Origin of the sequence: Streptomyces sp. NPDC032161 (assembly GCF_040636995.1) — a bacterium.
Classification (GTDB): domain Bacteria; phylum Actinomycetota; class Actinomycetes; order Streptomycetales; family Streptomycetaceae; genus Streptomyces.
The window spans coordinates 1-13,269 of sequence record NZ_JBEZVN010000032.1; the positions used below are offsets into that span (position 1 = coordinate 1).

11 protein-coding genes are annotated in these 13,269 nt (G+C 65.3%); 1 reads left to right on the plus strand and 10 read right to left on the minus strand.

Annotated features, from left to right (window positions below):
• Window positions 1-114: 114 nt before the first annotated feature.
• Window positions 115-447 carry a hypothetical protein gene (locus AB0E67_RS30245; RefSeq protein WP_362032532.1) on the plus strand — a complete coding sequence of 111 codons (333 nt, stop codon included), beginning with the start codon at window positions 115-117 and terminating at the stop codon, window positions 445-447.
• 95 nt (window positions 448-542) lie between these two features.
• Here AB0E67_RS30245 and cutA read toward each other — a convergent pair whose 3' ends face one another.
• From cutA to AB0E67_RS30295, 10 genes are all read right to left on the minus strand, one after another.
• Window positions 543-779: a divalent-cation tolerance protein CutA gene (cutA, locus tag AB0E67_RS30250; protein ID WP_362032535.1), complete on the minus strand. Its 237-nt coding sequence runs from the start codon at window positions 777-779 to the stop codon at window positions 543-545.
• A gap of 232 nt (window positions 780-1,011) precedes the next feature.
• A complete protein-coding gene (locus AB0E67_RS30255; RefSeq protein WP_362032537.1) occupies window positions 1,012-2,364 on the minus strand; it encodes a DNA cytosine methyltransferase in 1,353 nt (450 codons plus the stop codon).
• Between the two features lie 9 nt (window positions 2,365-2,373).
• Entirely contained in the window at window positions 2,374-4,218 is a 1,845-nt protein-coding gene (locus tag AB0E67_RS30260; RefSeq protein WP_362032540.1) for a DUF6339 family protein, read from the minus strand.
• Window positions 4,215-5,018, minus strand: a complete 804-nt coding sequence (locus tag AB0E67_RS30265; RefSeq protein WP_362032543.1) for a hypothetical protein — start codon at window positions 5,016-5,018, stop codon at window positions 4,215-4,217. The genes AB0E67_RS30260 and AB0E67_RS30265 overlap by 4 nt, the downstream gene beginning before the upstream one ends.
• Window positions 5,019-5,107: 89 nt before the next feature.
• Complete coding sequence (locus AB0E67_RS30270; protein WP_362032546.1) at window positions 5,108-7,045, minus strand: hypothetical protein; 1,938 nt, start codon at window positions 7,043-7,045, stop codon at window positions 5,108-5,110.
• Window positions 7,042-8,067 (minus strand): PD-(D/E)XK motif protein, encoded by a 1,026-nt coding sequence (locus AB0E67_RS30275; protein WP_362032549.1) that lies wholly within the window; start codon window positions 8,065-8,067, stop codon window positions 7,042-7,044. The genes AB0E67_RS30270 and AB0E67_RS30275 overlap by 4 nt, the downstream gene beginning before the upstream one ends.
• Entirely contained in the window at window positions 8,064-10,619 is a 2,556-nt protein-coding gene (locus tag AB0E67_RS30280; RefSeq protein WP_362032552.1) for a Z1 domain-containing protein, read from the minus strand. Before AB0E67_RS30280 ends, AB0E67_RS30275 begins: the two co-directional genes overlap by 4 nt.
• 259 nt (window positions 10,620-10,878) lie before the next feature.
• Window positions 10,879-11,328: a very short patch repair endonuclease gene (locus tag AB0E67_RS30285; protein ID WP_362032555.1), complete on the minus strand. Its 450-nt coding sequence runs from the start codon at window positions 11,326-11,328 to the stop codon at window positions 10,879-10,881.
• Window positions 11,329-11,613: 285 nt separating this feature from the next.
• On the minus strand, window positions 11,614-12,138 hold the full coding sequence (locus AB0E67_RS30290; RefSeq protein ID WP_362032558.1) for a GNAT family N-acetyltransferase: 525 nt from the start codon (window positions 12,136-12,138) through the stop codon (window positions 11,614-11,616).
• An 86-nt stretch (window positions 12,139-12,224) separates the two neighbouring features.
• Window positions 12,225-13,226, minus strand: a complete 1,002-nt coding sequence (locus AB0E67_RS30295; RefSeq protein ID WP_362032561.1) for an SEC-C domain-containing protein — start codon at window positions 13,224-13,226, stop codon at window positions 12,225-12,227.
• Between the last annotated feature and the right edge of the window lie 43 nt (window positions 13,227-13,269).

Sequence of the window (13,269 nt, forward strand, 5' to 3'; positions counted from 1 at the left end):
CACCCGTCGAGTACGAGACCAACTACTACACGGAACTGACAAAACCCCAGGTCACAACCACAATCTGAGATCTCTACCGAACCCGGGGCGGTTCAACCTGACTGGGCGGCTTGGGTGGATCACACCGAGATTCAGATCATGATTGGGCGATGCTGGACGGAGCTGGGCCGTCCGCTTCGGGCTGTTCCGGCGCTCGAGCGCGCCTTGTCCGGGTATGGAGATAATTTTGCTCGTGACAAAAGTCTTTACCTGTCCTGGCTAGCGGAGGCGTATCTTTCTGCTGGCGAAGTTGAACAAGCAGCGCATGCGACGATGAAGGCTCTTTCCTTGGCGGCAGGGGTGGCTTCTGTCCGTCCGCAACAGAGGATCAGGCTGGTGGTGCAAAAGCTGGGTGCGTACAAGGAATTGTCGGCAGTGGCAGAAGTGTTGGATCTGGCCAACGCCTAGTGTGTGCTTGGGAGACCTTTAGTGTTGGTTTCCACCCAGCGGAGGCTAGCAGTTGAACCCGCGAAAATCGCCACTGCTACAATCTCCGGATTCTCTCACGGGTGGTTCCGTAGAATGTAATCTTCGATTTCTGCATATAGCTCCCTACGGGTCTTGAAAAGGAGCTGCCACTCTTCTCCGATGCCGAAGTCTCCGTTGTGCCAGAAAACGGAAGTGACAGGGCCAATGATCTGAGCGCCTGCGGCCAGCCGTTCAGCAACCACAGATCGGGCCAGATCTACAGCAGCTTGACGGTCTGGCGTTGCGGTGGACACCTGGATGAAGTCAGCCATGCCGCGAGCGTAGCCGAGCATTGTTGTGTCAGGGATGGGAGGTTTCCGCCCGGTTGAGAGGGAACGGGAGCCCCCGGCGCTGATGCCGAGAGCTTCCGTGATCTGGGTGGCGGCGGGGCGTCGCTGACATGTCGGAGTCAGCCGCACCAGCTGAGTCCTGGCCGAGCACGGACGGCTGGTGATGGTTTGGTGACTCCGTCGCGATGCAGCTGAGGGGGAAGCTCCCTTCCGGTCAGCCGCGCAGGAAGGCGTGGATCGAGGATGCTATGGCTGTGCCGAGAGGGATGGGCACCGCGTTGCCGATCTGGCGGGCGATGTCGGTCTTCGAGCCGCACCAACGGAAGTCGTGAGGGAAACCCTGAATACGGGCGGCCTCGTAGTGGGTGATGGGGCGGGCGGCCGTCGGGTGGAGATAGCGGCCCTTTTCCGGTTTGAAGAACTCTGTCCGGATGGTGACCGAGGGCTCGCCGAGGCGGAGGCGGCCCATCACGTCACCGGTGCCGGAGTTGTGGTTGTCCCAGCTTTCGGTCGAAAGGTAGGCCACCGTGGTCTTCACGCCCTGAGGGTTCGGCTCGCCGAAGATCCTGATACGGCCATCCTCGTCCACAGTGAACCACTTTCCCCGCAGATCCTTACGGTTTCCACCTGGAGGGATGGCTTTGTAGCGGGCGATCGACAGCGGCTCCGGATTGCGCCCGAAGTGCAGGTCACGAGTGGTGAAGATACCGAGGACGCGAGCGTTCACGTCGGCGACATCTTCTTTGGAGTCCGGAAGCTCGGTGCCCTGGAGCCTCAATTCGGAGGACTCCTCGAACACACTGTCCACGGCACGCCAGTACGGCAGACCCACATCGATACCGTCGAACGCCTGCGTCGAGCTGCCCTTGCCGAGTCGTGGGCGTCGGACGTGAGTTGCCATGGGGTACGCCATTGTCCGGCCGCTGTCGATGTCTTTTCGGACGCCGATGACGATGGCGCGGCGACGGGCCTGGACCGCGCCGTAGTCGGCGGCGTTGAGCAGGTACCGCTTGATCCTGCGTTCCTCTGTGTCCGTCGGCTCGTGGCCCGGTGGATCGACAAGTCGATAATCAGCCAGCCGTCCGCCCTCGCTCACTTCTTTGAGGAGATTACGGAATTCGTCCGACTTCAGGAATCGGTCAACGTTCTCGATGACGAAGACCTTGGGCCTGATTTCCTGTACAACGCGGACGTATTCCTCCCATAGGCGATTGCGCTCGGTGCCCTTCTTGATACGGTTCAGCGCAGAGAAACCCTGGCAGGGAGGGCCCCCGACAACGACGTCTGCACTCAGCTCGTCCGACGTCGGCGTCCAGTCCTCGATGTTCTCGAGATGGATACGTGCCGGTGGAACGTTGTCGTCCCCCCGGCCGCTTCCGAAGTTCGCCGCGTACGTGGCAGCCGCTGCCGTGTCGTGTTCGACGGCCGCGATGCTGTGGAAGACCGGGCCTCCATCCGGCGCTGTGGTTGGACGGAACTCGTGAAAGCCCTGAGTGAAGCCCCCGCAGCCGGAAAAAAGATCAAGGACGGTGACGGGCTCGGGGTCGCGGGGGCGGGACGTACGCATGGGGCGATCTTAGCTTCGCAGAGCGGCTGCTATCGCTCGGCCGACGGCGCTTGCCAGCGGGGGTGGCATGGCGTGACCGATCTGCCGGTACCTGGACGTTTTGCCGCCAGCGAAGCGCCAGTCCTCGGGAATCGACTGGATCAGGGCAGCCTGTTCGACGGTCAGCTTGGGCAGGCCGTCCATGGGGAAGTCCGGTCCGGGCGGCTTGTTGCCGAGGCTGCTGCCGTTCACGCCGAGTGCCTCCCACGCCTTCTTGCTGCCGGTCGGACCGAGGTCCGCTCCACCGCGCCGGTCGGAGCCTCCGACGAGGGCGGGCGCAATGCGGTCGGCTCCCTTGGCCCAGCGTTCCGCCCCTGGCCAGTCATTTGCAGACATCGTGGGTGCGAGCACCTGGCCCACGGTCGGCGGTGTCCTGTCGGCAGGCTCGGGCCAGGAGAACCGTGAGTGGTATGGGCCCTGCAGTGCGACCAGGAATCCGCTGCGACGGTTCTGCGGCACTCCGAAGTCGGCTGCGTTCAGGACTGCCCAATGGCATTCGTATCCCGCTTGCACGAGAGCCTCTGTCATCCATGAACGATCTACCTCGAAGTCCGGGCTCTCGACGAGGTCGGGAACGTTCTCCAACAGCACAGCCTTGGGCCTGATGATGCGGGCTAGGTCAATCGTCGCTCGAAGCACCTTGCGCTCGTCGGTGTCCTCGTCGCGTCCGACGGTGGCCATCGACTTGACGCGTGGGAGGCCACCGCTCAGAAGGTCGACTCCGATGACGTCCTGTCGCTCGAAAACCCGGAAGTGTGCGAGGTCCATGCAGATGACGTCCCACTCGGGACGGTTCGCCTCGATGGTGAAGCAGGCGTCGGCCTTGCTGTCGATGAGGAGTATGGGCTCGAAACCGGCACGCTCGAGTCCGAGCGCCTGTGCACCGCACCCGGCGCAGATCTCGACGGAGCGGAGCTGGCGGTCAGGTACGGACACATCCCGGGTCGAGAGTGTCCGAGACACCGGTGTCTCTCCCCCCGGCGCCACTTGGTTCCTCCGTTCCTCGGAGGTCGATTTCTGTCCGGTGTCCCTTGCTACGTTCAGGTCGATCTGCAGGGTGGCGAGTCGCTGCGCATGGATGGACTCCTGGGCGACAGCGTGCAGTTCGTCGTCCAGCGCCGCTCCGGCGACGCCGTCGAAGAGAACGAACGGGGCGAGCCTTAGCAGTCGTTTGAGGAAGTCGCGAAGAGTTTCGCGTTCGTTCAGGCCCTGCAGGTCGAGTTCTGCCCAGACTCGCAGGATGGCTCCTACCATGTGCGGGCTGCCACCGAGCGCGGCTCGGCGTGCGTAGATCTGGTCGAAGGCGGCCTCCCCGAGAATCTTCAGAGCGCCGTACGGTTCCGGGGCGTCGGAGGAGCGCACGAGCTGGGCCCGCCACCAGAGCCGGCCGAAGACGTGTCTGGTGAGATCCGTACCGAGGACGCGGTCCTTGGGCGGCTGGGGGTAGCGCCAGAAGGCGACGTCGGGCAGGACGATCAAGGCAAGAAAGGCCCACACGTCACGGGCGGCGGCTTCGGCGGGCACCATGCCCATCTCGGCGTGCAGGAAGGCGGCGAGTGCGAGATCGAATTCGGCATTGCGCGTGCGTTCGGAGTTGTCAGGGAAGCCTGCACGCTTGGCAAGGTCGACAACGCCCTCGCGCAATTCCCGTAGTCGATCGGCGGAGACACGGTCGCCGCCCGTGGCCACGTACACCGCCGACTCATGGGCGAAGGCCACGCGTCTGGTCAACTCGGAGGTCGATAGCTGCCGGTACTCGGTGAAGAGAGGGGTGGCCTGGTCGGCGAGCAGGCGAGGGTAGAGAAAGCTGATCACAGCACCTCGAAGATCTTGACTGCCGCCTGCAGATCCGAGGCGAACAAGGACGGCGACTGGCGCTGGCGCAGGCGAATGTCAGTGATCGACTGGTCGGGGAAGAGCCGATCGAGCAGGCTGAGCAAGGTCGCGCCGAGCGAGTCCTCCGGGTAGTCGGAGTCCTCGGTGAAGTCCTCGTGGCCGAGCGCATGCTCGACCATGATCCGGGCGGCGTCTGCGTACACCGCAGAGAGCACCACCCGGTCGACCGGTCGGGGCTTTCCCGCGTTCTCGAAGGCGGCGGCAGTGACCGTGTTTTGCTCGTTGACGAGTAGGAGGAGGGCACCCATGGCGGCACTCTCCAGGCCGCCGCTGATTTGCAGGTGCCAGGCCGCGCAGTCGGGGAAGGACGTACGGGCGAAGTCGATCACGGCCATGGGGAACTGTGGCGCATCGCCCTGGAGGCGCAGTGCTTCTCGATCACTCCAGAGGACAGAGCCCGCTCTGCGGGGGGACGAGGGGCGGGCGTCGGTGCGCCGTTCGGCCAGGACGAGGGCGGTGTCGAGGAGGAGCAGACCGCCCAGGTCGGCCCCGCGAAGCTCGACATTGATCTCCACCGGGACGGTGCCCGCCTGGGGCAGACGTATATGTCGCCCCGGGCCGCTGAGGCTGGATCCGGTGGCGGTCCACACGGCTGCGAGCATCAATGCTGCGTCGGCCGGGAGACCTGACTGGGAGCGCGCCCGGTCCAGGTCGATCCGGACGGTCCTGCGTAGGTGCAGGTCCATCCGATAGTCCCAGTCCGGTAGTGCCTCCGGCATTGCGACCTCGCCGTCCGCGGTTACCAGAAACCAGCTTGCGGCGGAGACGACGTTGTCTGACGGAGTGCGATACGGAAGAACTCGGCGAGTCAGGACGACCTCACCGCCTCCACAGTGATGCCGATTTCTGTCACGGTGTCCGGGGCCGGGAGCACGAGCGCACGCCAGAGGGACTCTCCGCCCTCGATCTCGAAGACGTCGGAGTCGTGCACCTGGCCGGCGCTGTCTTCCCAGCCGACGAGCTCAGGCAGGCTGGCTCCGATCGGCGGGTCCGTCTCACGTCCCCCCGTTCCGGGCAGGGTGACGGCCAGATCTGCTCGGACCCGCTGCGGCCCGGGCACAGGAAGACGGAACTCCTGGACGAGGAGGGACGTGTCCCCGCGATCTTCGTAGTAAGGGGCACCGACGTACCGGACTTGCGGGCGTCTTCGCGGCGTCGTGGTCCGCTCGTCGTTTCCTGCCACATCCTTCGAACCGACCGATGCCGTCGTAGGAGAGGGCTGGCCCGTGCCTGAAGGGGTAGTGCTCTCTCCAGCGTCGTTTGCCCTCGACTTTCGCCGCGTGGCGGTGCTGCCCGGCTTGGAGTACGCCGTGTCCCCACCGATGCCCCAGGCTCCGCCCACCAACCCGGAGAAGAACGAACTGGCCGCACCCAGCGCGACGTTGCTTGCTCCGGGACGCGCGACACCGCCGAGCGAGAGCAGGTTCTCCAGTGCCTCGCCGACGCGTCGGAAGGTCGTTTGCACGAACGTGCTCTCGGGCCTTTCGAGGGACTGCGGATTCCAGGCGTCGTGTGTGGGTGGCTCGGCCTTGGCGTAGATCTCGTCCATGGACTCGTCGGCCCGGAAGACCCCGGCGTAACCCTGGTTCACACTGGGCGGCTTCGGCCCGGGCCGGTAGGTGACGACGAGTTCAGCGGGGCGCATCAGGCAGACGTGATGAATAAGGTCCTCGATGTCGACCATACGGGAGGCTCGGCTCGGCTCCAGTGGAGGCATGATCCGCTTCTCCAGCCCGAGGCGCCCCAAATAGCGCTTGGGGCGATTGCAGTGCAGCTCGCTGCCGTCCCGGCTGCTCATCTTCTCGTAGGCAGCAACGAACATGTTGAGTGGACGGGTCTCCCTGGGGTCGGGCACGGGGTGTTCGACCCCGTCGCACGTGACGGAGAACCGCATATCGGCGGGCTTTCCGGCCGTGGATATCATCTTGGGCCAAAGGTGCCAGGCGATGGTGTCGGCCAGATAGTCGGCTGCCTCAACCGGTCTGAGCTCGTCAAGAATCGGATCGATGACGACGACCATCGTTCCAGTCTCCTCGGGTCCGAAGGGACGGAGCCCGAGACGCCGGGCCACGATGTCCGCGTCCTGACCGGTCAGTGGTTCGACAACGTCATCCGAGATGTCACCCCACCAATGCCGGCCGGTGTGGCGGCGATTCCCGCCGGACTCGTTCGCGACGTAGCTCTTCCAGAGCGTGCAGCCGATGAGCCTGGTCTCGTAGCCGCCTTGCGTGGTGCGGCAGCGTGAGTGCACAAGGATCGTCCCGGCGTTGGACAACAGGTAGAAGATGCCCTTGCCGAAGCCGTACGTACCGCCTCCCAGAGCGTTGTCCCGAGGTTCACCTATGTTGCGGACGAACGACACGAAGTCATGTTCGGGTTCGAAAGCGTCGGCCCGCGTGGGCCCTCCGAGCCCGCGGGTGCCACGGTCGGACACAGCCATGACTCGGATTGAATTGCGTCTGAGGATCTCGCGCAGTGGGAAGCTGTCCCGCTCGGCAGGCGCGCCGCTGAGTAGCAGTTCACGCCACGCACCGGCATGGGCCGGGCCGACCGTCCACATATCGATGCGGTAGTCGACGGGAGCGGAGGAGTTCTGAATGCGAGCATCCCAACTGTTCTGTGCCGACTCCCGCACCAGGATGGTGAGCAGGTCGAGCTGCGGACGCCCGAGCTGATTGCGAATCCCTTCGGCAGCGCTCGCACCCTCCGGAGGGTAGGCCTGGGAGAACCAACTGGGCTTCGTCACACCGACTCCTGGATCAAGCGGTTGACCGCCCGGGTCACGTGGCCGATCTCCAACGGAGCAGGAGATTCACCGGACAGGTCGATCGTGTACTCGACATTCAGGGCCGATACCGGGACGCCTGCTGCGGCAAGGGCTGCACCCGTGAGGCCGGGGAAGTCGGGGCCGACCCGGTACCAACGCTCCTCGCTGACGACGAAGCGAACATCCCGGTAGCGGTCGACGTCAGTTGGACGATATCCAGCCCCGGCAAGAAGGTCGAGAAGCGCACGTTCGTCGTCGCACAGGCGTAGTGTCCGACCGATCAGCTCCACCAAGCCGGTGCCCACACCGGCCGCGGTGGTCCTCTGGAGCCGGAACCAGGTGAGCCAGAGCTCTCCCTCTTCAGGAGCCTCCAACTGGTCCAGACCGTGGATCCTCGGTTTCCGCCCTTCCGTTGAAGTACTCGTCTTCACCTCCACGGCAGTCGTCCCGGCCCAGAAGTCGTGGCGATACCCGCTCGGGCCGTGCCACAGTCGATGTGCGCTGGGGTCCTTGTCGAGGAGCCGCTGCAGAACCATCAACTCGCCGAACAGGCCCGCAAGCTGCTCCGGACTCAGGGAATCCCTTTGCGAACGGAAGAGCGCCTTCCACCGGTCGAGGACGGTGTAGAGAGCCTTGAGGGGGTTCGCGGACATCTCCTCTGTTGCGCCCAGTACATCCACGCAGAGTTCTGTGAACAGGTCTCCGAAGCCGTCGCGGAGACAGCCGAGGTCGGCGTACGTCTGGTAGCTCTCCTCGTCCTCCAGCGCGCGCTTGCGCAGTTGCAGCACGGGGCCGTCGAGGCCAGGGCGAACCTTCCCGTGAACGGGTATCGGCACAAGAAGATGGCGGTATCCGTGGTGGTCGACAGCCGCCATCAGCGGACCCTGCTCGGTGCCGACCGGCAGCGGAGACACCCGCAGGCGGTGTTCCCCCGACGCGTGCTCGACCTCAAGCGCCGTCCATCTGTCTCCGACGACCCTGCGGAGCGTCTCGTCGCTCATGCGTCCTCGCCGTCGAGGATGCTGTAGTCCTCCTCCTCGATTCGGACGTTGGTCAAGTTGGCGGCAATGTAGCCCTCCACCTCGCTGTCACGGTCCCTCGGCGCGGGGAAGACCAGACCTACGCCGATTACATGCTCCTCGGCGTTCAATGGCGCGCGCAGTTTCTTCGAAGGATTCGGCTCGGACACCTTGTCGATCGGGTACAGGACAAGCAAACCGGTGTCGGGCAACTGCTTCCGACGCTCGACCATGATCTCCTTTTCCGTCAGCTTCGCCGTGTTTCCTGCCAGATCGATCGCGGCGTCGCGACGGCTCATCAGCGTCTTGATGTCGGCGAAGTCCGGTCCGGGGTTGGGTAGATCCAGGCGGGCACGGTTGACACGTCCGATGGTAACGATGGGTGTGAAGCTGAAGTCCTCCCCCTTTCCCTTGGGGGTGCCGACGATCGCGACGTTCCATCGTCGCAGCGAGCCAGCCCTGACTCGCTTTCGGATGTAGCCGGTGATCAGATCGGCATTGTTCTCCTGGGACTTCTCGTGGAACTGGTATGCCGTCAGGAACGCGGTAACGACGTCGTGCGGCACATCGCGGAACAGGTACCGGCCCGCCGACAGGTGCTCATCCACTTGATTCGCGTTCGCGGCGGAGCTGGCAACCAGAGCTTTCGCGGCGTCAATGTTCCTGCGCAACCAATCGGTATCGGTGTGGAAGAAGTGGGTCTGGACCCGCTTGCCGCCGTACGAGGAGGCTGCTGTGACGGCGTCGCGCATCTTGGCGGCTGCGGTCACGCGCAGGGCGGGGTGCGTGCGCAGGCGCACCGCGAATGTGAGTGGACTTTCGGCCTCGGTCAGGTAGACGTCGATGTCACGGCGCATCTCGGTTTCGACAGTAGCGAGGTGCCGGAACCACTCGGCCAACTCGTCGGTCATCCAGATGCGCGGCAGGTCTGCGTAACCGTTACGGAAACCGAACCACCGCCCCATCTGGAGCAAGGTGTCGTAGGCCGACACTGCTCGGACGAAGTAGCTTACGGACAGGCCCTCCAGCGTCAGTCCGCGTGAGAGCGTGTTCCCGCCCACCGCGATGGCCACGACCGGACCGTTCTCGTAGTCGAGGCGGTCCTCACTGCTGGAGTTGTCCATGATGATCCGGCAGCTGTTGAGCACCCCGGCCAGCTCGGGAGCAAGCCGGTCGAACGGCACCTTGGTCTCGCCGAAGTCCTTGGCGGGGACACGCGCAGTCTCCTCATCCCACAGGTCTCGCAGGTGGGACATGAACTTCGCGTCCGTCAGGGACCGCGAGGCACAGTCACGAAGATATTCCAGCGGTCTTCTGAAGCTGTTGTGCACTGTCGTGTTGACGCTTGTGTGGATCAGCATGGTGTTGTGCGGATTGCCGACGCCGCGCCACCGTCGGGCAGCGGTCACCATCCAGAAGTACTGGACAGACCTCTGCAAGGTGTCGGTGATGACCGGCTCGAAACCATCGATTTCGGCTCGTGTTCCCGGGCGCACCGCTAGCACATCCTCGTCGGGAACGGACCTGATCATGTCGTATCCGTCGTCGATGTCCTCCGGGTCGTCTCCGTCGAGCGCGTAGCGCCCGAAGAGCACCTCGGTGCCGAAGTGACCTTCCGGCTTGGGGAGATTGACGACGAAGTCCTTGGGATACAGGTTCTCGGAGCTCGGATCGATCAGCAGGTTCGCGAATGGAGAGGCGGTGTAGCCGACGTATGCGGATCGCGGCAGGCTGCTCATGATGTCGAGGATCAGCGGGTTGATCGACTTGGTGGCCACTGTCGCCTGGTCGGCCTCATCATCGATGATCAGCGCGGGGCAGTCGGCCAGGTAGGCCGACGCTTTGTCGAGCCACTTGGCCAGTTTGCGGAGGACTGTCGCGTTCTTCTTTACGACACACAGCACATGTGTCTTGTTGTTCTTGCCGAAGTACGAGGCAGGGTTCTCGTGCGGGGTGAAATCGTGGTCGAGGCCCGTCAGCTGGGACCAAAGCGAGGGGTTCGGCTCCACGAGCTGCTGGACGAGGCGGGCTTGCGTCTGACGGCGGAGGCCGTTATGGACGCCGGCCAGAACGATGAACAACTTGTAGCCGCGGTCGGCGGCCTTGGCCATGACAGACGTGAAGTTGGTCGTTTTGCCCGACTGTACGTAGCCGACCACGAGGCCCCGCGTGGCGAACGACTTTTCCTTCGGGTGGTTCAGCAGTGACACGACGCGACTGGAGGAGTCGTCGAGGCTCTTGATTGCAGGTTCTTCGGGCCAGCCGTCCTTGCGGAGCAGCGAGACGATCGCCGGCCAGCACTTGTCCTTCGACTGGGGACCCGTGTACCAGGTGATGCGATTGTCTCGAACGACCGCTTGCGGCTCCTCGAGTTCCTTGATGCGGAGGGCCTCCTGCTCGTGCCTCTCCCGAATCCGCTCGACGATGTCACGGCCGACGCCGAACTGCTCGAGTCGCTTGACCGCCTCCGTGGGAGGGAACGATTCCAACAGAGCCTTGAACGTGTCGTACATCGCGTCGAATTCATCGGTCATGAGAGTCGACCGTTCCCCGTTCTTGTCCACTGAAGCCGCCACCTCGAACCCTCCGCATTCGCGGATCACAGGCATGCCGAGGGGACGGCGGTCGCCAGGCCCCCGTACGGCCTCTACACCCTATTGGGTGAGATGAGCGCCGATGCGTGTTACCAGAACTTCGACAGTGTCACCCGTCCTGGCAGGCGCGGGCGGCCAGGGAATCGATGAGGTACCGACCCTGCACGTCGTGTGCGTGCGACCGTCGCGCCACTCACAGTCACGACTTGGGCGCGGCACATCCCGCCCTGCCCAGGGACGGTGGCCCCACTGTCGCGGTGACCTTGCCCATGACGTCCTCGACCGACTCGTGTTCCCAAAACCTCAGGACCGTCCATCCTTGGGACTCAAGATGGGTGGTTGTCTCCTTGTCCCGCGCCATGTTGCGGTCGAGTTTCTGCCGCCACCACTCAGCGTTCGATTTCGGTTGCGTGGCGTGAACAGGGCACCCGTGCCAGAAGCAGCCGTCCAGAAAAATCGCCACCTTAGCCCGGGTGAAGGCGATGTCCATCGTCCGACGGGACATGCCTGGCACCCGCGCATTGATCCGGTAGCGGTATCCGGAGGCGTGCAGCAACTTCCGGACCGCCACCTCCGGTGTTGTGTCGCGGCTCGGCTGGCGGCTCATGCGGGCAGAGACGCCGGGGGAGGAAGGCTTCGCGATGTTCATCACTGTCAAGTCTCCTACTACCTGTCGGTCTCTCGACCGATGAAGGCGAAGTCGCTTCTCCCCGAATCGATGGTTCGGAAGCGCACCAGGCTGTCTCCAGTCGGTCGACGGCTTGGGCGCGATCAGGGAGGAAGCCGTCGATCAGATGGCGGGGCGATCGCGCGGCTGGCGGTCAGCTGGGGGCGCCACCGACCGCGAGACACAGGACCAGGCACCTTGCCGCTTTGGGGCGAAGAAGGTGAAGAAGCAGCGTTTCCCGCATTCCGCCATGCGATTACGGGGTTCTTAGCCCCGGCTCCTGACCTCGGAACCCCGATTCAAGTCCCGCACGTACCCCAGCCCCCGCCGACCACCCAGCAGGAGTTCCTCGCCGGTCGGGGTGAAGCCGGCGCGGGTGAGGACCGCTCGGGAGGCGGGGTTGTCGAGGGTGGTGGCGGCGCGGAGGGTGGTGAGGCCGTACTCCTCGGCGGCCAGGGTGCACAGGTGGCGGAGGGTGGTCGTGGCGAGGCCGCGGCCGGTGGCCTTCTCGGCTACGCGGTAGCCGAGTTCGGCGGAGCCGTCGGCCACGTCGACCAGGTTGAAGCGGCCCAGGATCTCCCCGCGGGTGAGGGGGTCGGTGGACACCAGGACGTGGAAGTGGCAGGTTCCCGCGGCCTGTTCGGCGAGCAGGGCGGCGTGGCGGGTGTCGAAGTGGGTGAAGTAGTCGTCGCCGCGATCCGGCACCGAGGCGGCGAAGTAGGCGCGGTTCTCCCGCTCGAAGGCGAGGACGGCCGGGGCATGGACGGGGCGGAGACGTCGGAGTTCGGGCATGGGGGGAGGGTACGTGGCCCCGCGTCCGGGAAGCCCGCGGATTCCCTGCCCCGCCGCAGGGGCGACGGGGCACGGCCCCTCTCCGGTCATTCGGCCCCGTGGCACTTGCGGTAGGGGCGGTCCGAGCCGCACCAGCAGGGGGCGTTGCGGGCCGGGGGCCAGGGGACGGCGCGGCCGCGGGCGGCGAGGGTGGTGGCGTACTGGGGGAGGAGGTCCGGGTCGGCCGGGGAGGCGGCCTCCGACGCGGCGAAAGCCTCGTACGAGGGGACCGTGCCGGTCACGATGCCCAGGTTCGGGGTGCCGGCCTGGTGGAGGTCGCGGAGGGCGGCCTCCAGACGGGCGAGGTGGTCGGCGTGGGAGGGGTACTCGGAGCGCAGGTTCGGGTACGCGGCGAGGAGTTCGTCGAGTTCGTGGGCCGGCCAGTGCAGCATCGCCACCGGGAACGGGCGGGACAGTGCGGTGCGGTAGGTGCCCAGTTCTGCGCGGAGGCGGGTGATCTCGGCCCGGAGCTCGCCGGGGTCGGAGGAGCCCAGCGCCCACAGCCGCTTCGGGTCGTGGAGCTCGTCCAGCGGTACGGAGGCCGTGTGGACGGCGTCCGCCAGGTCGTCCCAGACATCGTGGTCGACGCCCATCAGCCGGCGGACGCGGTGGCGGCCGATCAGCAGCGACTGTGTGGCGTACGGCACCTCCTCGCCCGGTGTCAGCAGGAGGGTCAGCGCGGTCGTGAAGCAGTCGTGGGCCGCGTCCAGTTCGTCGTGGGACTCGAAGGTCTCCGCCGCGATCTCCCACGGTGCCGGGTCGAGCGGTTTCGCGGTACGGACACCCTCCAGGATCGCGCGGGCCTCCGCCTCGTGGCCGTACTCCCACAGGTTGGCCGCGTTCAGCGCCTTGACCAGGTGCGGGTGGTCGAGGCCGGGGGAGCCGAGCAGGTCCTCGTAGAGGGTGGTGGCACGGGCGCGGTCGCCGGCGAGTTCCAGATGGGCCGCGGCCTGGAGGAGAAGCGGTTCACGGTCCTCGGGATAGCGCTCCGCGGTGCGCAGCAGTCGTTCGGCTTCGGTGGTGTGGTCGGCAGGCGTGTCGGGACGCATGAACCACACGGTACTGCGGCGCGCCGCATGGACGGAGAGTTGT